Source organism: Actinoplanes sp. NPDC026670, assembly GCF_040638175.1.
In the GTDB taxonomy this organism is placed as follows: Bacteria; Actinomycetota; Actinomycetes; order Mycobacteriales; family Micromonosporaceae; genus Actinoplanes.
Map to the genome: position 1 here is coordinate 18,453 of NZ_JBEZXU010000050.1, position 21,046 is coordinate 39,498.

General features: G+C 70.9%; 16 protein-coding genes. 10 read left to right on the forward strand and 6 right to left on the reverse strand.

From position 1 onward, the window contains the following. Positions 1-8: 8 nt before the first annotated feature. Complete coding sequence (locus AB0E94_RS36500; protein WP_360335976.1) at positions 9-1,922, reverse strand: hypothetical protein; 1,914 nt, start codon at positions 1,920-1,922, stop codon at positions 9-11. 98 nt (positions 1,923-2,020) lie between these two features. Continuing rightward, a complete protein-coding gene (locus AB0E94_RS36505) occupies positions 2,021-2,512 on the reverse strand; it encodes a hypothetical protein (RefSeq protein WP_360335978.1) in 492 nt (163 codons plus the stop codon). Positions 2,513-2,596: 84 nt separating this feature from the next. On the opposite strand from AB0E94_RS36505, the gene AB0E94_RS36510 reads away from it, so the two are divergent. The 7 genes from AB0E94_RS36510 to AB0E94_RS36540 all read left to right on the forward strand — a co-directional run bounded on the left by AB0E94_RS36510 (position 2,597) and on the right by AB0E94_RS36540 (position 12,135). After that, positions 2,597-3,499 carry a DUF1963 domain-containing protein gene (locus AB0E94_RS36510; protein WP_360335980.1) on the forward strand — a complete coding sequence of 301 codons (903 nt, stop codon included), beginning with the start codon at positions 2,597-2,599 and terminating at the stop codon, positions 3,497-3,499. Positions 3,500-3,501: 2 nt separating this feature from the next. Then, positions 3,502-4,728 (forward strand): hypothetical protein, encoded by a 1,227-nt coding sequence (locus AB0E94_RS36515; RefSeq protein ID WP_360335982.1) that lies wholly within the window; start codon positions 3,502-3,504, stop codon positions 4,726-4,728. A gap of 101 nt (positions 4,729-4,829) precedes the next feature. Continuing rightward, positions 4,830-5,582, forward strand: a complete 753-nt coding sequence (locus AB0E94_RS36520; protein WP_360335984.1) for a methyltransferase domain-containing protein — start codon at positions 4,830-4,832, stop codon at positions 5,580-5,582. Positions 5,583-5,630: 48 nt separating this feature from the next. Beyond that, entirely contained in the window at positions 5,631-6,992 is a 1,362-nt protein-coding gene (locus tag AB0E94_RS36525) for a BNR repeat-containing protein (protein ID WP_360335986.1), read from the forward strand. Positions 6,993-7,175: 183 nt separating this feature from the next. After that, positions 7,176-9,341, forward strand: coding sequence for a beta-L-arabinofuranosidase domain-containing protein (locus AB0E94_RS36530; RefSeq protein ID WP_360336091.1), 2,166 nt, complete (start codon positions 7,176-7,178; stop codon positions 9,339-9,341). 2 nt (positions 9,342-9,343) lie between these two features. Further along, on the forward strand, positions 9,344-10,711 hold the full coding sequence (locus AB0E94_RS36535) for a glycoside hydrolase family 43 protein (RefSeq protein WP_360335988.1): 1,368 nt from the start codon (positions 9,344-9,346) through the stop codon (positions 10,709-10,711). Positions 10,712-10,755: 44 nt separating this feature from the next. Next, entirely contained in the window at positions 10,756-12,135 is a 1,380-nt protein-coding gene (locus AB0E94_RS36540; RefSeq protein ID WP_360335990.1) for an extracellular solute-binding protein, read from the forward strand. A 3-nt stretch (positions 12,136-12,138) separates the two neighbouring features. On the opposite strand, the gene AB0E94_RS36545 is transcribed toward AB0E94_RS36540, so the two are convergent. Then, positions 12,139-13,161: a substrate-binding domain-containing protein gene (locus AB0E94_RS36545; RefSeq protein ID WP_360335992.1), complete on the reverse strand. Its 1,023-nt coding sequence runs from the start codon at positions 13,159-13,161 to the stop codon at positions 12,139-12,141. 94 nt (positions 13,162-13,255) lie between these two features. Here AB0E94_RS36545 and AB0E94_RS36550 point away from each other — a divergent pair, with 94 nt between their 5' ends. From AB0E94_RS36550 to AB0E94_RS36560, 3 genes are all read left to right on the forward strand, one after another. Continuing rightward, positions 13,256-15,205 carry a bifunctional diguanylate cyclase/phosphodiesterase gene (locus tag AB0E94_RS36550; protein ID WP_360335994.1) on the forward strand — a complete coding sequence of 650 codons (1,950 nt, stop codon included), beginning with the start codon at positions 13,256-13,258 and terminating at the stop codon, positions 15,203-15,205. A gap of 76 nt (positions 15,206-15,281) precedes the next feature. Beyond that, positions 15,282-15,944, forward strand: a complete 663-nt coding sequence (locus AB0E94_RS36555) for a response regulator transcription factor (protein WP_360335996.1) — start codon at positions 15,282-15,284, stop codon at positions 15,942-15,944. Then, on the forward strand, positions 15,941-17,053 hold the full coding sequence (locus AB0E94_RS36560) for a HAMP domain-containing sensor histidine kinase (protein WP_360335998.1): 1,113 nt from the start codon (positions 15,941-15,943) through the stop codon (positions 17,051-17,053). The genes AB0E94_RS36555 and AB0E94_RS36560 overlap by 4 nt, the downstream gene beginning before the upstream one ends. Before the next feature lie 775 nt (positions 17,054-17,828). On the opposite strand, the gene AB0E94_RS36565 is transcribed toward AB0E94_RS36560, so the two are convergent. Genes AB0E94_RS36565 through AB0E94_RS36575 form a run of 3 tightly spaced genes read right to left on the reverse strand, consistent with a single transcriptional unit; the run spans position 17,829 to position 20,961 of the window. Then, on the reverse strand, positions 17,829-18,566 hold the full coding sequence (locus AB0E94_RS36565; RefSeq protein ID WP_360336000.1) for an ABC transporter permease subunit: 738 nt from the start codon (positions 18,564-18,566) through the stop codon (positions 17,829-17,831). Continuing rightward, on the reverse strand, positions 18,563-20,041 hold the full coding sequence (locus tag AB0E94_RS36570; RefSeq protein ID WP_360336002.1) for an ABC transporter permease subunit: 1,479 nt from the start codon (positions 20,039-20,041) through the stop codon (positions 18,563-18,565). The genes AB0E94_RS36565 and AB0E94_RS36570 overlap by 4 nt, the downstream gene beginning before the upstream one ends. Beyond that, entirely contained in the window at positions 20,038-20,961 is a 924-nt protein-coding gene (locus AB0E94_RS36575; protein WP_360336004.1) for an ATP-binding cassette domain-containing protein, read from the reverse strand. The genes AB0E94_RS36570 and AB0E94_RS36575 overlap by 4 nt, the downstream gene beginning before the upstream one ends. Between the last annotated feature and the right edge of the window lie 85 nt (positions 20,962-21,046).

Below are 21,046 nucleotides of genomic sequence, written 5' to 3' on the forward strand. Positions count from 1 at the left end.
CTGCCGCGCTACAGGCCGCACGCTTCTGCTACCGCGTGGGCGTCGGCCTGGGTGCCGTGGCGGGCCAGGGCGGCGGCGAGGTGGCGGCCGATCGCCAGCGCGGACGGCTCGTCGGCGGCGCTCTCCAGCAGTGTGTGGAGGGTTTCGAAGTCGCCGGTCTCGGCGGCCGCTTCGGCGAGCCAGCCGGCCCAGCGGGCGACGTTCTTCGCCGGGAATCGGCCGACCAGCCGGGCAGCCGTGGCCCGGCCGGTGGGACCCAGACGGATGGCCAGGTCCGGGCTCGGCGGCGGCCAGGAGTCCGACAGGGTCGCCACCGCGCCGAAGAACTCCTCGAAGAGCTCCGGGTCGCGGGCCGGCATCTCGGATTCGACAGCCGCCGCGATCAATGGCGCCGCCATGTCACTCAGTCGGCCCCGCTGAGCCGCCGACACCGCGCACAGGATGGCGGTCGCCTCCTTCGCCTGGCCGGTGGCGAGCAGCCCGGCCGCCAGACCCGCGTCGACGAGCGCCCGCAGATCGGATCGTGACCGGGCCCGGAGCGCCGCCGCCCGGACGTCGACGATCTCCGCCCGCAGCTCTGGGTCGGCGAGCACGAACACCCGGTGCAGCACCCCGACGACCTGTGCGGCCAGCTCCTGGGGGATGACGTTGGGTGAGGCCAGCACGTCGAGCAGGGTGCGCAGGCGCTGCCCGGTCACCTCCTCGGGCCGCGCGCCGAGCCATCGCACGAGCTCCGAGACGAGCTCGGCCGGGCCGAACCCCGAGTAGCGGCAGTCCTTCATCTTGACCAGCTCGGCCACGGCATCGTCGAACCGGCCGAACATGAGCAGCACCCGCGCGAGCCGATGCCGGTGAATCATCTGCTGGTCACGGTCACGACCGGCCTTGGGGCTGGCCCGGAACGCGGCGATCACGGCGCGCGCCTCGCTCTCGGTGACGCCGGCCTTCGCCACCGCGACCCCGGCACGCGCGCCGTCTTCGGTGGTGGCGGTCTGTGTCACTGTCGCTCCGGCGTGCGCGTCGTCCTCGGTGGTGAGGGCCTGTGTTGCTGCGGCGCAGGCGTGTGCGCTGCCCTTGGCGGTGAGGGCCTGTGTTGCTGCGGCGCAGGCGTGTGCGCTGCCCTTGGCGGTGAGGGCCTGTGTTGCTGCGGCGCAGGCGTGTGCGCTGTCCTCGGTGGTGAGGGCCTCTGTCACCGCGACCACGGCCTGCTGCCTGTCGTTCGGATCCAGGCGGGCGGCCAGCTCCAGGGCCTCCCGCAGCCGCCCGGCCGCCGTGAGCGCACCGGCCAGCGGCACGGCCTCGTATCTGGCGAGCTCGCCGTCCATCTCGCCACAGCGCCTGTCGATCTCGGCCAGGCCGAGCGGGCCGAGCAGCGCGGCGGCGCCGGCCAGCCGTTGCCGGTCGGCGTCACCGAGGATGCCGGCCCAGAGGTCGAGCCGCTCCGGCTCCCCGCGATGTGCCTCGGCGAACAGGCTGAGAACCACCGCGATCCGGTACGCCCGATTGCGCCGGAAGAAGGTGCCCCGCCGATCCTCATACTCCCGGGCGACGAGCACCGCCCGCAGCAACGCCTCCTCGGCATCGTCCGACCCGGCGCACAGCCGGGCGAACGCGGCAGACAGCGGCACCCGCGCAGACATGTCGGAGGAGGGTGTGCTCACCCGCCCACTGTCGATCGCGGCCGCCGTCACCGCCCGCGCGTGCTCACCGGTGAGCCGGAGCAACACGGCCGGGAACGTGTCAGGCACCTGCCCACCGCCCCGCAGCACGGCGATCAGCTGCTCGGCGGCGGCGCCCGGGTCACCGCTGTCGGCGAGCGCCCCGGCCCAGGCGATCCGTTCGGCGTGTGACGCGGATGGCCGCTCCGCGCCGGCGAACCGATCGAGAACCTGCCGGGCCGAATCGACGATGCCTGAACTCATGCCGCGGATCGTATCGACGCCCTACGACATTTCCGGCGACCGATCGTCCGGAGGCGGTCGGGGCCAGCCACCCGGCCGATCGCCCGAGGCGGCCGGGGTCAGGCGCGGGCGAACCTGAGCCGCATGCCGCCCGCCTCGACGGTCAGGTTCTCCCGTTCCGCAGACACGACCGTGACGTGCACCGGCTGGTCTGCGGTGGCGCTGGTGAGGGCGTCGATCCCGAGAATGGCCGCCAGCAGGACCGGATCGTCCATGCGGGATCCGGCCAGGGTGGTGAGGCCCCCGCCGACGTCGAAGCCGGTTGTGGTGACGGCGAACCGGGCGGTGGACATGTTGATGCTGTCGTTGGCGGTGAACGTCCCGTCGCCCGCCAGTTCGATCCACGCGTCGACGGCCGAACCGACGTCGGTGGCGCCCCTGCCGTCGGTGACGGTGAGGAGGCGCCAGCGGCTTCCGACGTAGGCGGACGGCGACGAGGTGACGGCCTGCGGTCCGGGCAGGTCCTGATGGCTGCGGGTGAGCGCGACGCCGGATGCCACGACGGCCGTGACGACGAGGACAGCCCACCGGGTACGCCTGATGTCCACCATCCGCAGGACCGTAGGCGCTGATCAACAACGGCGCCACCACCAGCACGTCAGGCCGGTGGAATCGATCTGGCACAATGCCGCGCCATGGACTATCACGGACAGTTCCGGCGTACGGCGATCGAGCGCGGCATCCCGGCCGACGAGGTGGAACGCTTCGCCGGGTTCCTGCGGTTCGCGATCTGGACCGGGGAGCGCCTTGGCGGCCCGGTCGTCGGCCGTGCGGGTGGGCTGCCCCGGCTCCCGGCCGGCATGGCCTGGCCGTCGGCGGGGGACAGCCCGTTACCGTTCGTGGCCGAGATCGACTGTGCGGCGCTGCCCCGCGTCGACGGCCTGCCGCTGCCGGCCGCCGGGTCCCTGCTGTTCTTCCTGCATCACGAGAACGCCTACGACGAGTACGACGAGACCAAGGAGCAGCGGCACGCCCGGGTCGTCCACGTGCCGGCCGGCGTCGACACGGTGACCGCGGAGGAGCCGGCCGACACCGACGGGATGTTCTGCAACACCCGGATCACCTTCATCGGCCGCGAACACGACCTGCGCGCCGCGGTCAACGCGGAACTGCCGGCCTGGCTGGAGGACGACGACGAGGAGTTCGATGCGTCTGACGAGTCGCGTTCCGTACATCATCTGGGTCTTGATCTGCCGCATTTGAATGATCTGCGTGCCCTGGTGGCCGAGCTGTGGCCGGCTGACGGCGACCCGGGTTTCGCCCTCGGTGGTTACACGAGCGGCATCGGCGAGCTGGCCACCGACTTCCTGTACACCACCCCGGAGACGCAGATGGCCGAGCAGGCCCTGGAGTCCCGCGGAGCCGAGTCCGGCGACGTGCCCTTGGAGCAGGAGACGCTGCGGGTGATGGGCGAGTGGGTGCCGCTGGCCCAGTTCGTGCCGGATGACGTGTACATCGGCCGGTTCCTGATCCGCCACGACGACCTGGCCGCCGCCCGCTTCGACCGCGCCTTGTCGTTCACCGCCTTCACCGAATAATCGTGGAAGCTCCGACGATCGACGACGTCCTGGCCTTCGCGGCCCGCCTCACCGATGAGCCGAGCCGGGCCGACGCTCTGGCCGACCTCGTGCCGTTCATGCCCACTGCACGGCTTGGCGAGATCATGGACCTGGCCGAGGCGATGGAGGACGAGCACAGCCGCGGCCAGGTTCATTTCGCACTGGTCCGGGCAGCCGGCCCGGCGCTGACTCCGCGCCTGCTCGCTGCGGCCTACCGGAGCAGGCGGGCGTGGGGCCGTGCCCTCGAGCTGATCGCCCTGCTGCCCCGCCTGGACGGCGACGAGCGGTCCCGGGCCGCCGAGGAGGCGGTCGCCATGCTGTTGCTCCTCGATGACGCCGGCAGCATGACCGCGGAGGCGGTCCGGAAGCTCGTGCCCTTCCTCGCCCCGGAGCGGCTGGACGACCTGTTGACCGCGCTGGTGCCGGACGACGAGGTTCGTGCCCACTTCCTCGATCCACGGCCGGCGCCGTCGGAGCCGAGCGTGAGTCTCCCGGACCCCGAATCGCTCGCCGCGGACCTCGATGCGGAGATCGCGCCGTACCGGCTCGGGGACACCCTGCCGTCCGAACTGGGCGACCATCTGTTCGAGTCACGGCTGATCAGGTCCATCGCGCATCTCCCACCGCAGCGGCGGGCGGCCGCCGCCCGTTCCGCGATCCGCCATCCGGGCGGCGCCTGGGAGTACTCCATGGAGCACATCGCTCCTTACCTCACCCAGGACGATCTCATCGAGGCCGTACGCCGTGCCTCTCCGATCCTGCGGGCTCGCGGGATCGGCCTGATCACGCCACACCTCGACCGGGCGAGATTGCCCGAGGCGTTCGCCGCGATCCTTGCCGTGGAACCGGAGTGGGCCCGTGGCGAGGGGCTGGCCGGCATCGTTCGTGATCTCGACCCCGATCAGGCCGACCAGGCGATCGAGGCGGCCCTGGCCATCCGGGATCCGGCGCACCGCGTACACACCCTTGCCGGAATGCTCCCGGTTCTGCCGCCGGACCGGCGGCCCGCAGTGACGGATGCCGCCCTGCTTGCCGTCACCGGGATTCCGCGCGCCGAGGACCGGGCCTTCGCCCTGGTGACGCTGGCGGAGGGGTTGCCCGCCGCGGAGCGCGGCCCAGCGCTGGAACAGGCCTTCGTGGTGATCCGGAAGGACCGCGCCGAGGGGCGGTGGCTGAGTCAGCTGATCAAGCTGCTGGACGCCGGCTGACTCAGGGGCCTCCAGGCGTTGCCGCGGATCAGTGACTTGGGGCAGCGCGGGTAGAGCTCCTCGGCCGGGAATGCAGAGGGTGCTGAGGGGAGACTGGGCCGGTGGCCGTTTATGACGTGATCGGGACGACGTACACCAGCACCCGCCGCCCGGACGCCCGGATCGCCGCCCGCATCGCGGCGGCGCTCGGTGACGCCGCCTCGGTGGTGAACGTCGGCGCCGGCGCCGGGTCCTACGAGACGGCACGGACGATCCTGGCGGTCGAGCCGAGCCCGGTGATGATCGGTCACCGCCCGCCCGGGTCGGCCCCCGCGGTGCAGGCGTGCGCCGAGGCGATCCCGGCCGCCGATGGCGCGGCCGACGCCGTGATGGCGCTGCTGACCGTCCACCACTGGTCCGATCTGGCGGCCGGTGTCGCCGAGCTGCGCCGGGTCGCGCGCCGCCGGGTGGTGGTCCTGACCTGGGACCAGACGGTGTTCCGCCGGTTCTGGCTGGTCGAGGAGTACCTGCCGGAGGTGGCGGCATTCGACGACACCCGGGCGGTGCCCGTCGAGCAGTTGGCCGGGATGCTCGGCGGGGCCCGGGTCGAGCCGGTGCCGGTGCCGCACGACTGCACCGACGGGTTCGGCGCGGCGTTCTGGCGGCGGCCCGCGGCGTACCTCGATCCGGTCGTGCGGGCCGGGATCTCGATGCTGGCCCAGCCGGGGGAGCGGGTGCTGCGGCCGGGTCTGGCCCGGCTGGCCGCCGACCTGGAGTCGGGTCGCTGGCACGACCGCCACCGGGACCTGCTGGCGCTCGACGAATTCGACGCCGGTTACCGCCTGCTCATTGACGAGCGTGAAACCGGGGCTTAACGTCTCGGACACCGTTCCGATCTCCTCGCATCCCCCGATGAGGATTCTATGAAACGATTCATCCCCTGGCCGGCGGCTGCCCTCGCCGTCATGCTCGTCGCGGCGCCCGCCGTGGCCGCCGCGCCGACCGTCACCCAGACCTCGACCACCGTCCTGACCACCAGCGGCCGGACCGCGCTCACCTACACCGGCTACATGAACGGCGAGTCGTTCCAGCAGGACGGCATCGTCACGTTCAACGGCTGGCAGTATTCGGCCTTCTGGGACCAGAGCGGCTACGTCAACCTGTCCCGCCGCCAGCTGCCGTCAGGCGCCTGGGCCAACCTGCGGCTCACCGACTACGTCACCGGTTCCACCGACTCGCACAACACGATCAGCATCGGGATCGCCCCGTCCGACGGCACCATCCACCTGGCCTTCGACACCCACTCGTCGCAGTTCCGCTATCGCAAGTCGATCGCCGGTCTGGCTTCCGCGCCCGGCAGCGCGGTCTGGTCGACGAGCAGTTTCGGTACGGTCCAGACGAAGCTCACCAGCACGAGCATGGACGTCGTCACGTACCCGCAGTTCTTCGCGCACCCGGACGGCACGCTGCAGCTGGCGATCCGCACCGGCTACAGCGGCACCGGCGACGAGGTGCTCTACGAGTACAAGTCGAGCGCCTGGTCCTACATCGGTGAGTTCATCGACGGCACCACGGCCGGCAACAACGCCTACCTGTTCGGCATCGAGTACGACAACTTCGACCCGGCCGCGCCGCTGTTGCATGTCACGTGGACGGTCCGGGAGACCTCCAACGCCAGCACCAACCACGACATCTTCTACGCGTACAGCAAGGACAAGGGCCGGACCTGGCGCAACAACGCCGGAACCGTGATCGCGACGACCGGCAGCACCCCGCTGGCGTCCAATGCGGCCGGCCTGAAGGTGTGGGGGATCGGCCAGAACCGGGGCCTGATCAACCAGGAGTCCCAGGTCGTCGACGCGGCCGGGATCGTGCACGTGCTCGCCTCGCACCTGCCCGCCGCGTCCGCCGACAACTCCGACTTCACTGCCGCCCGGGAGACCGCGGTGCTCGTGCACTACTGGCGGGACAAGGCCAGCAAGGTGTGGCACCAGACGTACACCCCGTTCCTGGAGCGGTCGGCCCGCGGTGACATCGCGGTCGACGCCAAGGACAACCTGTACGTGGTCAGCGGCGACTCCAGCACCCGCAAGCTGCACATCCAGACCGCGTCGAAGGCGTCCGGCTGGACCGACTGGGTGATCCGCTACACGTCGTCGGCGATCTACTACTCCGACCCGCTGATCGACCACCAGCGCCTCAAGTCATCGAACACCCTGAGCTTCTTCGCTCCGCGGTACGGCGGCAGCCAGATCGATGTTCAGGATTGGACAGTGAGCGGCTGATAGAGCGATCACATCCAGGTTCAGCGGGTGAATCGGGGAGTCTTGACACATGTTTTGTTATCGATAACATGTGGCGCGTAACACACGCGTAACCTCCCCGTTCCCCCACTGAGGAGAGTCGTGCTCCCGCTCACCCGCCGCAGCATCCTGGGCGCCGCCGTCGGTGGCGCCGCCCTCTCCGTCATGCCAGGTCTCCCGGCTGCCGCCGCCGAGACCGGCGTGTCCGCCTACCAGTTCCCGCTCGGCCAGGTGCGGCTCACCGCCGGCCGGCTCATGGACAACCAGAGCCGCACCCTGGCCTACCTCCGGTTCGTCGACGTCGACCGGCTGCTCTACGTGTTCCGCGCCAACCACGGCCTGTCCACCGGCGGCGCCGCGGCCAACGGCGGCTGGGACGCGCCCGACTTCCCGTTCCGCAGCCACGTCCAGGGCCACTTCCTGACCGCCTGGTCCCAGGCGTGGGCTGTGCTCGGCGACACCGTCTGCCGGGACAAGGCCAACTACATGGTCGCCGAGCTGGCGAAGTGCCAGGCGTCCAACGGGTACCTGTCCGGGTTCCCGGAGGCCGACATCACCGCCGTGCACAACCGCACGCTGACCAACGGCAACGTCCCCTACTACTGCCTGCACAAGACGCTCGCCGGGCTGCTCGACGTGTGGCGGTACCTCGGCAACACCCAGGCGCGCGACGTGCTCCTCAAGTTCGCGGCGTGGGTCGACACCCGTACCGCCGCGTTGTCGGTCTCGCAGATGCAGGCCATGCTGCAGACCGAATTCGGTGGGATGAACGCCGTCCTCACCGACCTCTACCAGCAGACGAACGACTCGCGGTGGCTGACCGTGGCCCGGCGATTCGATCACGCGGTGGTCTTCGATCCGCTCGCGGCCGGCACCGACAGCCTCAACGGGCTGCACGCCAACACCCAGGTGCCGAAGTGGATCGGCGCGGCCCGCGAGTACAAGGCGACCGGCACCACCCGCTACCGCGACATCGCCCGCAACGCCTGGAACATCACCGTCGGCGCGCACACCTACGCCATCGGCGGCAACAGCCAGGCCGAGCACTTCCGCCCGGCCAACGCGATCGCCGGGTACCTCACCAACGACACGTGCGAGCACTGCAACAGCGTCAACATGCTGCGGCTGACCAGCGAGCTGTACGTGACCGAGCCGGACCGGGCCGCCTACTTCGACTACTACGAGCAGGCGCTGCTCAACCACGTCCTCGGCGCGCAGAACCCGGCGTCGGCCTACGGGCACGTCACCTATTTCACGCCGCTGCGCCCCGGCGGCCGCCGCGGAGTCGGCCCGGCCTGGGGCGGCGGCACCTGGAGCACCGACTACGGCACGTTCTGGTGCTGCCAGGGCACCGGTGTGGAGGTCAACACCCGGCTCGCCGAGTCGATCTACTTCTACAGCGGCACCACGCTCACCGTGAACCTGTTCGCGCCGTCGGTGCTGTCCTGGACCCAGCGCGGCATCACGGTCACCCAGACCACCACCTTCCCGGAGAGCGACACCTCCACCCTGAAGCTCACCGGCACGATGAGCGGATCGTGGAGCATCCGGGTCCGCATCCCGTCGTGGACGTCCGGCGCCACCATCACCGTCAACGGGACGGCGGTCACCACCAGCGCGCCCGGCACCTACACCACGATCACCCGGACCTGGGCGGCCAACGACACGATCGTCGTGCGGCTGCCGATGCGGATCGTGCTGCGGGCCGCCAACGACAACCCCGACCTGCAAGCCATCACGTACGGGCCGGTCGTGCTCGCCGGCAACTACGGCGACACGGCGCTGACCACCCCGCCGACGCTGACCGTCTCGTCGGTGACCCGGACCAGCGCCACCGCCAACGGCTCGACGGTCAACCTGGTGCCGTTCTACAACGCGCACGCGATCAACTACAACGTCTACTGGATGACCGCGCCCACGTACAAGCTGGTCAACAACGCGACAGGCCTGGTCCTCGGGGTCAAGGACATGTCGGTCGCCGACGGCGGCCTCGCCGTGACCTGGGGCGACACCGGCACCCTCGACCACCGCTGGGTCCGGATCGCCGACGGTACGGCGGTCCGCTTCCGCAACGTCAACAGCGGCAAGGTCCTCGGCGTCCAGGACATGTCGACCGCCGACAACGCCGTCGTCCTGCAATGGGCCGACAACGGCACCGCCGACCACCGATGGACCCTCGTCGACCAGGGCAACGGCGTCTACAAGATCCGCAACGTGAACAGCGGCAAACTCCTGGCCGTCCTCAACGGCGGAACCGCGTGGGGCGTCCAGGTGGTCCAGGACGCCGACAACGGCTCGGCCGACAACCTCTGGCGATTGGTGGCGGTCTGACCATGGCGCTCTCCCGCAGAACCTTCACGCTGCTTCCGGCGCTCGCCGCGGCGGCGACCGCCGCGGGGCAGATCCCCACCGCGGCCCAGGCGGCCGCCAACACCGCCTACGTGTTCGCGTACTTCACCGAGACCCCCAACCAGTCCGGGGCCGACTACGGGCTACATCTCGCGGTCAGCTCCGACGGCCTCAATTGGTCACCGCTCAATCAGAACAACGCTGTGGTACGGCCCACCGCCGGCACCCTGGGACTGCGTGACCCGTTCCTGCTCCGTAAGCAGGACGGCACCTTCGTGGTGCTGGCCACCGACCTCAACGGCACCGACTTCAGCCAGAACAACCAGTACCTGCACGTCTGGGACTCGGTCGACCTGACCAGCTTCACCGGGTACCGGCGGATCAGGATGCACGACCTGGCCACCCACACGTGGGCGCCGACCGCGTTCTGGGACGCCGCCCGTGGCCAGTACGGCATCGTCTACTCCGCCAACAACGGCTCGGACGTGTTCCTGGTCAACTACACCAGCGACTTCCGTACCGTCAGCGCGCCGCAGGTCTACTTCAGTCCCGGCTTCAACGTCCTGGACGGTGACATCGTCGTGGACGGCGGTGTCTACTACTTCTTCTACAAGAACCTCGGCAACGGCCTGATCTACGGCGCCCGGTCCAGCACCGGCGCGGCCAACAGCTACACCACGTACACCAGTGGGCTGCGGCAGGGCAGCTCGATGGAAGCGCCGATGCTGGTCAAGAACAACGCCGGCACCGGCTGGTGGCTGTGGGGCGACTCGTTCAGCCCGGTCAACAACGACTACTACCTGTGGAACAGCACCAACGTCGGCGGGAACTCGTGGGCCGTCGCCGACCAGCGCACCTACACGCCGCCGCTGAACGCCAAGCACGGCTCGATCGCCGGGATCACCGCGGCCGAGTACAGCGCGCTCGTCTCCCGGTGGGGGCTGCCGGCCTGGGTGCGGCTCAAGTCGTCGAACTACCCGGACCGGTACGTCCGCCACGCCAACAGTGTCGGCCGGATCGACGCGTACCCGTTCGACCCGCACCAGGACCAGTTGTGGAAGATGGTTCCCGGTCTCGCCGACTCGGCCGGCGTCTCGTTCGAGTCGGTCAACTATCCGGGGCGCTACCTGCGTCACTACAACTACGCGATCCGGCTGGACGCCAATGACGGGACCGCGGCGTTCCGTGGCGACGCCACCTTCCACCGGATCGCCGGGCTGGCTGACGCGTCGTGGTCGTCGTTCCGTTCCCACAACTTCCCGGACCGCTACCTGCGCCACTCCGGCTTCCTGCTCCGCATCGACACGCTGACCAGCGCCAACTACGCCGACGCCACCTTCCGAGTCGTCTGACAGCCCCCGGTTGCGGCTCACTCCCGGTTGCGTGGTGACGTGTGGTGCGGTTCGGACCGCACGTCACCACGCTGCGGGCTGCCCGTAGTCGCCCCGCCCGGGCCCGCCCCTGCGGTACCGTCGTCGAGGCGAAAGGGGCTGTTTTGCTACCTATATCCAGGCGGCAGGCGCTCCTGCTGGGGCTCGCCGGCGCCACCGGAGGACTGGCCGGCTGCGCGGCGCGGGAGCAGGCGACCGCCGAGAGCAGTCAGACCCGGCTGCTCTACTGGTCGGGCGGCCTCAGCAGCGATGTGCTGGACCGGGCGAAGAACCGGTTCGCCGACCGTACCGAGCTCACCCCGGTGCAGGTCGAAGGCGTGTACCGGGACCAGCTCACCGAGATCCTGAACTCCGGCCGTGACCTGCCGGGCATCGTCGGCATCAAGGGTGAGGAGGTCGCCGCGCTGGTGCCACGGGCCGACCTCTTCGTCGACCTGCACACCCTCGGCGTCGACGACCTGATGAGCCAGTACGTGCCGTGGAAGTGGCAGCAGGCGGCGTCGCCGGACAACCGGCAGATCGGCTTCCCGATCGACATCGGGCCGACCGCCACGTTCTTCCGCACCGACCTGTTCGCCGCGGCCGGCCTGCCGAGCGATCCGGCGAAGGTGGCCGCGTCGGTGCGCACCTGGGCCGACTACATCGCCGGTGGGGTGAAGCTGGTGAAGGCGCTGCCGTCGGTGAAGCTGGTCCGCAACAGCAGCGAGCTCTACACGATCATGCTGTGGCAGGGCACCCAGCGCTACATCGACGAGACCAACCACTACATCGGCGGCGAGGCGCACGTGAAACGCGCCTGGGACTTCAGCGTCCAGCTGATCGAGAAGGACCTGGTCGCCCGGATCCCCGGCACCGACGGTGACGGCTGGACGAAAGCCCTGGTCGAGGGCACGGTAGCCACCGCCCTGGGTGCGTCCTGGCTGGGTTACGACCTGAAGAGCCTGGCCCCCGACTCGTCCGGGAAGTGGCGGGTCGCCTCAGGTCCGGCGATCGGCGCGAACTACGGCGGCTCGTTCCTGGCCGTCCCGCAGGGCAGCGCCGACCACGCGCTCTCCTTCGAGATCATCAAGTGGATCCTGGACCCGGAGAACCAGGCGATCGCGTTCACCGAGGCCGGGCTCTTCCCGGCGGCCACCGCCGCGTTCGAGATGCCGGCCCTGGCCGAGCCCGACCCGTTCTTCGGCGGCCAGAAGACGATCGGCATCTTCGCCGATTCGGCCCGAAAAGCACATCGGGTGTACGAGGCGCCCGCCGACGCCAAGATCCATGACGCTTTCGTCGCGCAACTCGACGCGATCGAGAAGGGCGCCAAACCCGCCGCCCAGGCGTGGACCGACGCGGTCGAGGAGGGCCGCTCGATCGGCGCGTCGCTGGGTGTCAACTGACCGTCAGCGGGCGTCGTCCAGGGGCCGCAGCCGGTCGTCGAGGTCGCCGAGGATCTCATCGGCCAGCGGGGCGAACCACGCGCTCCTGGCCTCCGGGGTCTTCTGCCGTTCGATGATCGCCGGGGCGCCGGCCCGGTCGATGAGCACGCCCGGCGACGGCAGCCACCCGGCCGGCAACTCCCGCCCCTCCTTGGCGCAGCGGGCCTGGATCGCCCCGGCCAGCAGACCCTGGAGGTACGGCTCGGTGGACAGCAGCACCATCTCGCCGGCCGCGGTCAGCTCCAGCGCGTACGGGTCGGTGCCGAAACCGGCGTCCACCCGCCGTGTCGTGGTGTCCCGCAGCAGGGCCAGGCTGTGCGCGTCGGCCCCGCCCACCCCGATGAACGCGAGCGCGCCCGGATTGGCCTCCTGGAGTGTCCGCCAGGCCTGCTTGTTCGCGCCGGGCGCCTGTTTGGTGTCGAACGGCCCGATCACCGTCACCGCGGGCCGTAACCGCTGGAGCGCCTCCCGCACCCCGGTGACCCGGTCGTCGAGCACGGTCACGCCCGGATGCGGCGACCCGATGACCACCAGGCCCTCGGTGTCGGCCGGCAACCGGCTGGCCATCGCCTGCCCCAGCTCACTGCCCAGGGTGCGGTTGTCGTTGCCCACGTACAGCTGGACGCCGGAGCCGGCTGCCGGGACCGAGTGCAGCGCCACCACCGGGGTGCCGGCCGTGGCCGCCCGGCCGAGCGAGTCGGCGAACAGCTCCGGGGCGAACGTGAACAGGGTGATCGAGCCGCGTTCGCCGGGCAGGTAGTCCTGGATGGTGCGCAGCTCGCTGGCGTTGTCGACGATGTCCGGGCCGACCGCGCGGTGGCCGACGCCGGGCACCCGCTGCACGCCCTCGACGAAACCGGCAGACAGTTCGGCCACGAAGTCGACCTGGCGTCCGGCGACGACCAGCACGGCCGGAGCGGGCGTCGCCGGCGCCGCGTCACCGCACGCGCCGAGCAGCAACGACACCGCCAGCACGGCAGCTCCCACCCTCACCCGTTCCTGTTCGGCAGACGTGGCCGTCCGGCTGAGAGACGATCTCAATCGTGCGGCGGCCCGGCCGATACGAACCGGGGAGGTACCCATGCGGGATTGGTTACGGCGGCGCGCGGTCGCCCGTACCGCTGTGGTGGCTTTGACCGTGGGTTTGGCTCTTCTCGCCGCGATGGCCGTGGTGAGCAGCCAGACCAGCTCGCGGGCGGCCGACATCGCGGCCGCCACGCAGCAGACCAGCCAGCAGTGGAACGAGATCTACCTCAAGATCAGCATCGAGTACGAGCTGCTGGAGGACTATCTCGAGTCGCCCGATCAGGCCGACCGGCAGCCGTTGCTGTCCTCGATCGGGTCGGCTGAGCCGAACCTGCGCTGGCTGCTCGCCAACGGCGGTGAACCGGACGCCCGGCAGGCGATGGCGCTCCAGAACGCTTACGGCGGATACACCTGGACGCTGCGGAACCTGATCGACGCGGCCTCGGCCGACGACCGGGACGGCACCCTGAAGTTCGCCAAGCAGGCCGCCCTGAGCGCCTCCGGCCTGCGCCGCCAGGCGTCGGTGAACGTGGCCCGCAACAACCTCAGCATCGGCGTGGTGCTGCGCGACGCCAAACGGGACACCGCCCGCCAGCTGATCGCGGTCAAGGTGCTGTCCGCGGCCGATCTGCTGCTGGTGATCCTGTGCGGGCTGGTGCTGCTGACCTACCAGAAACGCACCGAACGGCAGGCCGCCGACAACGACTACCGGGCCTCGCACGACGGGCTCACCGGGCTGGCCAACCGGCGGCTGCTCACTGACCGGGTGACCCGGGCCATCGCCGAAGCCGACCGCGGCGGCCCCGGGGTCGGTCTGCTGCTGCTCGACCTGAACCGGTTCAAGGAGGTCAACGACACCCTCGGCCACCACTCCGGCGACCTGCTGCTGATGGAGGTGGCCCGCCGCCTGCGCGGCGCGACCCGCCCGGCCGACCTGGTGGCGAGGCTCGGCGGCGACGAGTTCGCGGTGCTGCTCGCCGACGTCGAGGAGCTGGCCGACGCCGGCGCCGTGGCCCAGCGCCTGCTCGCCGAGCTGTGCGGGCCGGCCGAGCTGGGTGGGCTCACCGTGGACATCAGTGGCAGCATCGGGTACTCGTACTATCCGGCGCCCAGTTCGTCGGCCGAGGAACTGCTCCAGCACGCCGACGTGGCGATGTACCACGCCAAACGCAACCACCTCGGCGTCGCCGGGTACGAGGTGGAGAACGACACCAACAGCTTCGAACAGCTCACCCTGCTCGCCGATCTGCGTACCGGGATCGACCGGGGTGAGCTGGAGCTGCACTACCAGCCCAAGATCGGCCTGCCGGACCGGTCGGTGGCCGGCCTGGAGGCGCTGGTGCGCTGGCGGCACCCGATCCGCGGGCTGCTCGGGCCGCAGGCGTTCGTGCCGGAGGCCGAGCAGAGCGACCTGATGCTGACGCTCACCGAGGCCGTCCTGGACATGGCCCTCGGGCAGCAGCGGCAGTGGCGGGAGGCCGGCCGTGACGTCCCGGTCGCGGTCAACGTGGGCGCCGCCTGCCTGCGCGACACCGGCTTCCCGAACCGGGTCGGTGAGCTGATCCGCCGGCACGACGCGGTCGCCGGCCGGCTCACCCTGGAGATCACCGAGTCGTTCTTCATCATCGACCCGGACGCCGCCGTCGCCGCCCTGTCGGTGCTGCGTGAGCAGGGTGTCCGGATCTCCATCGACGACTTCGGGGTGGGCTACTCGTCGATGAGCTACCTCCAGTCGATGCCGCTGGACGAGCTGAAGATCGACCGCAAGTTCACCGCCGAGATCCTCACCACCGACCGCGGCCGGGCCATCGCGGGCGCGATCATCGACCTGGCGCACGCCCTCGACCTGACCGTGGTCGCCGAGGGCATCGAGGACGAACAGACCCTGTCCGCGGTCGTCGACATGGGCTGCGAGCAGGCGCAGGGCTACCTCATGTGCCGGCCGCTGCCGCCGGACGGCATCCCGGCCTGGATGGATTCCTGGAGCGTCCCGGCCCTGTCCTGACCGGTTCGCCTGACCGGTTCGCCTGACCGGTTTGACTGTCACCGGGTTGTCACCGGTGGGCTGACACCATGTCGGGATGCGTGTTCTCGTCGTGGAGGATTTCGAGATCCTCGCCCGGACCATCGGTGTCGGCCTGCGCCGCGAGGGCATGGCCGCCGACGTCGTCGGTGACGGCGACGACGCCCTGGAGCGGCTGTCCGTCAACCGCTACGACGTGGTCGTCCTCGACCGCGACCTGCCGGGCACCCACGGCGACGACGTGTGCCGCCGGATCGTCGCCGACCACCGGGAGTGCCGGGTGCTGATGCTCACCGCCTCCGGCACGGTCCGGGACCGGGTCGACGGCCTCGGCCTGGGCGCCGACGACTACCTGCCCAAACCGTTCGACTTCGACGAGCTGGTCGCCCGCATCCGGGCGCTGGCCCGCCGTCCGTCCGTGCTGGTCCCGCCGGTGCTGGAGTGCGGTGACCTGACCCTGGACACCGGCCGCCGCAGCGCCACCCGGGCCGGTCGGCGGCTCGACCTGAGCCCGAAGGAGCTGGCCGTGCTGGAGTGCCTGCTGGCCGCCGGCGGGCGTGCCGTACCCGCCGAGGAACTGCTGGAGCGGGTGTGGGACGAGGCCGCCGACCCGTTCACCACAGCGGTGAAGACCACGGTCCGCCGCCTGCGCTCGAAACTCGGCGAGCCACAGGTGGTGCACACGGTGCGCGAGGGCGGCTACCGGGTCGGCGAGCCGTGACCCGCCGGCGGCTGACCCTGCGCACCCAGCTCACCCTGCTCTACGCCGTCCCGTTCACCCTCACCGGCACCGTCCTGGTCACTGTCTCGCTGCTGGCCGGCCGCGAGTCGGTGCCGGCCGGCACGGGTGTCCCACCCCGGCCCGATCCGGTGGGCCCGGGTTTCCCGCTGGGCCCGTGGGCGGTGCTGATGACGGTCCTCGTGCTGGTGTCGCTGCTGCTGGGCCGCCTGGTCGCGGGCCGGTTCCTGCGGCCGGTGCGCGCCATCACCACGACCGCCCGCGACATCTCGGCCACCGACCTGCACCGCCGGCTCGGCGACATCGGCGGCTCCGACGAGTTCGCCGAGCTCGCGGCCACCCTCGACGCCCTGTTCCAGCGGTTGGAGACGGCGTTCGCGGCGCAGCGGCAGTTCATCGCGAACGCCTCCCACGAACTGCGCACCCCGCTGACCGCCGAGCGTGCCCTGCTTCAGGTCGCCCTCGCCGACCCGGGGGTCACCGTCGGCTCGCTGGAGGAGGCCTGCCGGGAGGTGCTGGCGCTCGGCGCGGCCCAGGAGCGGCTGCTGGAGGCGCTGTTCGCCCTGGCCAGCGGCGAACAGGGCGTCGAGTCCCGCCAGCCGTGCGACCTCGCCGACCTGACCCGCGGCGTCTTCGCGGCCCGGCCACCCATCGCTCCGGCCGGCGACCCCGCCTCGCGCCCGTCCGCTGCTCCGGGCGGCGCGGCGCCTTCCGCCGGTTTGACCGTTGAGGTCGACCTCGGTCCGGCGCCGCTTTCGGCGGACCCGCGGCTGGTGCAGAGCCTGATCGCCAACCTGGTCGACAACGCTGTACGGCACAACGTCGCCGGTGGCCGTGTCGAGGTGACGACCTCGTCGGTGGACGGCACGGCCCGGCTGGTCGTGCGCAACACCGGTCCGGTCGTCCCGCCGGACGACGTCGAGCGTCTGTTCGAGCCGTTCCAGCAGCTGCACCGCTCGCGGATCCGCCACGGTGACGGCCACGGGCTGGGTCTCGCCATCGTCCGGGCGATCGCCACCACGCACCACGCTGACCTGGTGGCGACCGCCCCCGCAACCGGCGGCCTCGACATCACCGTCACGTTCCCCTGACCACCCGCTCGCCGCCGCTCGCGGGCGATCTGGATAGAAACAAAGCCCGACCCGTGCGAAGCTGCAGGTGACTGTGGCCATGACGCGAGGCTCGCCCGATCTCGCGGGGCGTAAGGGCGCGATGATGCCTGCCCACAGCCGTTTTCCCCCACCCCGGGCAGGCGCGAAGCGCCCGGGAAGACTTGTGGAGTTCGGCGGGACTGGGATGACCCTCGAGTTTCGCCACTTTGGGGATCGCTTGGGTGACGGCGCACCGGGTATCGGCCGCAAACCTTGGTCGTCGGCTTTCCGCTGGATGCGGTCGGCGGCGCCGGCCCGGCCCGGTCGCCAGCGCTCGGCCAGACGCGGTCGCCGGTGTTCGGCCGGCGCGGGTCGCCGGCGCGCGACGACCAGCGCACACAATGCGGCAATGTGCGATTTCATCCTCGTCGGGACGACGGCAGGCGCACACATACGGCACAACGTGTGCGCCCGTCCCCGTCGGAGCGAAGCAGGCGCACACGATCGGCGAGCGTGTGCGCTGACCATCGCCCCGGCCAGCGGACTCGCCCTCGGCAGTCCGCTCCGGCATCACCTCTGGACAGCCATCCAAGGTCACAAGACCTCGCGGTGATCTTGTGGAGTTCGCTGGGGATTACGCCGACCAGGACGAACGCAAGATTCATTTCGGCCCCTGACCGGCAATGTCGCTGGCCAAAACGGCGAAACTCGAATGCGACCGGACTTCCACAAGATCGCGGATGGGGCGGCATTTCGCGTCGGGGCGGGCCTCTGGTCAGGAGTCGCGCAGCTTGAGCAAGGTGCCGCCGGTCAGCAGTGCTCCGGCGGCCCATGCGGCCAGCACGCCGAGGCCGTGCCAGGGGGCGATCGGCTGGTGAGCCAAGTCCTGGGTTGCCTGTATCGCCAGGCCGGCACTCATCGGCGCGATCTGCTTCAGATCAGCCCGCACGTCCGGGTCGGGGACCATCTGCGCGACGATCGTGAAGACGTAGAGCAGACCGAGCACCACACCGATCGCCGCCGCGGTGTCCCGGGTGATCGCGGCCACCCCTACGGCGAGCAGCGAGATCAGAACCAGGTAGAGCACCGAACCGCAGGCCGCCCGCAGCACCGCCGCGTCGGACAACACGAGCGCCGGCCGGATCGCCCGCCCGACCAGCACACTCGCCGCCACCGACACCGCACCGGACGCGGCCACCACACCCGCGACGATCACCGTCTTGGCGCCGAGCACCGTGATCCGGCGGGGCACCGCAGCCAGCGTCGTGCGGATCATGCCGGTGCGGTACTCACCGCCCACCACCAGGGCCGCGATCACCGCGACCACCGCCTGGCCGAGCTGCACCCCGGTGAGGCTGTACTCGGCCAGATCCCCGGTCGTCACCGACGCGATGGTCGCCGCCCCACCGGCGACGGTCACCACCACGACCGCCGATGACAACCACAGACTTCCCGGAGCGGTACGGAACTTCGTCCACTCCATGCGCAGCGCATCTGCCCGCGGGGCGTTCACGCGTCCCTCCGGTGCAGGAGCACGGCCGCGCCGGTCAGTGCGGCGGCCGCCCACAGGCACAGCACGCCGAAGCCGGCCCACCACGGCAGCGGAAAGTAGCCGTTGACCGGGGTGTACAGGTTCTCCACCTGGTAGAACTGCTTCGCGCTCTGCTGCACCGCGAACGCCGCCGCCGGCGTGACCCGCAACAGCCAGTCCGCGGCGGTCGCCGGCAGGACGGTCAGCGCCAGCAGGTACGGCAGCACGATCAGCCCGATGACCGCGCTGATCGCCACCGCGCTGCGCCGCAGCATCGTCCCGATTCCGAGTGCCAGCACGGCCGCGACCGCGAGCAGCGCCGCCGTCCCGGCGATCAGCCGTAGTTCGGTCAGCGGGGTGGACGGCAGCACATAGACCCCGTTGCCGACGAGCAGCCGCCGCCCGGCGATGACCACGACGGCCGCGCCGGCCAGCCCGGCCACGAACGTCACCCCGCCGAGGACGGCCGCCTTGGCCAGCAGCACTCGGCCCCGGCGCGGCGTGGCGGCGAGCGTGGTGCGGATCAGGCCGCGCCGGTACTCGCCGGTCATGAACGCCGCCCCGACCACCACGACCAGCACCAGTCCGGCGAACGTGCCGAGCAGCGTCTGGGTGATCGACACCCCGAGCCCGGCCGCGCCGACCACGGCGGGCCCGATGTCCCCCGAGCCGGTCAGCGTGAAGCCCGTGCCGGTGCTCTGATGGGAGCCGTCACCCTCGCCCGTCCATCCGCCGGCGCCGCCGCTGATGTCGTCGAAGGTCGCCGTGACGAGGCTCGGCCCGCTGGAGTTCCCGGCCAGTCCGGTCGCCTCGACGAACTGCGGCGACGTCGCGAACAGCCCGATCCGCACGGTCGGCGGCAGCCCGGCCAGCTCCACCGAGGCGACCCTGGTCCAGTTCACACCATCAGCCGACGACTCGCCGGTGATCACGTCGCCGGCCCGGGTCAATCGCAGCCAGGTCGGCACGGGCGCACCCGGCGTCGAAGGTTGCGCCGCCCGGTCGTGCACGTAGTTGTGCTGCATCCGCACACCGTGGCCGCCGGTCATCATCACCGCCGCGTAGGCCGAGCCGCGTTCCGTACCATCCTTGATGATCAGACCCGCTTTGGCCCAGGCCACCAGGCCCTCTCGCATTCCCTCGCCGCCGGCCGGCCCGGCGGAATGTCCGCCGCCGGCCCGGTCGTTGTCGCCCTCGTCATCCGGAATGTCCGGCACCCGGCCGGTCATCGAGGTGAGCCGGGCGGTGAGGCTGCCGTCCCCGGTGAGCGGCCGGTGCAGCAGGTAGAAGGTGTCGCGCACCTCCTCGCCCTCCGGGCCGACCGGCTGCCGGCACGTCTTCTCGGTGCAGGTCCCGGACATCGGCGTCAGCCCCAGCGCGAGGATCGCCCCGACCGCGATGATCATCGCGATGACGAAACCGCGGACGGTACGGAACTTCGTCCACTCGGCCCTCATCGCGCCGCCTCCGACGCCCGGTACTCGACGGCGTCCCGGGTCAGCTCGAGATAGGCGTCCTCGAGTGATGCCCGGTGCGCCGCCACCTCGGAGAACGGCACGGCACGGGCGCTCAGCGCGGCGATCACCCGGTCCGGCTCCAGCCCCGAGACGGTGACCGAACCCTGATCGGAAGCGGTCACCGTGCCACCCGCCGCACGAAGCACGTCGGCCGCCTCCGGTGCGCCGGTGCGTACCGTGACCCGCCCGCCGGACGCCGATCGCAGCAGGTCGGCCACCGCCATGTCGGCGATGACCCGGCCCCGGCCGGCGATCACCACCCGGCTCGCGCAGTCCTGGAGCTCGCTCATCAGGTGGCTGGACACCAGCACGGCCCGGCCCTGCCCGGCCAGCGACCGCAGGAAGCCGCGCATCCAGATGATGCCCTCCGGGTCCATGCCGTTGAACGGCTCGTCCAGCATCAGCGTGGGCGGGTCGCCGAGCAGCGCCATCGCGATGCCCAGCCGCTGCCGCATGCCGAGCGAGAACCCGCCGGCCGCCCGCCTGGCCACCGTCTGCAGTCCGGCCTGCTCGATCACCGCGTCCACCCGGTCCGCGCCCAGCCCCTGCGAATGGGCGACCCACAGCAGGTGGTTGCGGGCGGTCCGGCTGGGCTGCAACGCCGCCGCGTCCAGCAGCGACCCGAGATGGCACAGCGGCCGGCGTAGGGTCCGGTACGGCTGCCCGTCGACCAGGGCGGTCCCCGAATCGGGCCGGTCCAGCCCGAGGATCACCCGCATGGTGGTGGACTTGCCGGCCCCGTTCGGCCCGATGAACCCGGTGATCTGCCCCGCCCGGACGGCGAACGACATCCCGTCCAGCGCCTGCGCCGACCCGAAGCGTTTCCGCAACCCGTCGGCGACGATGGTCGCCTCTGTCATGATCCGGTCCTCGACTTCCTCGATGGAATCACTGCAGAGTCCGTTGTAGAGAACAGTCGGTGTCAGCCAGGTGTCACGGGTATCC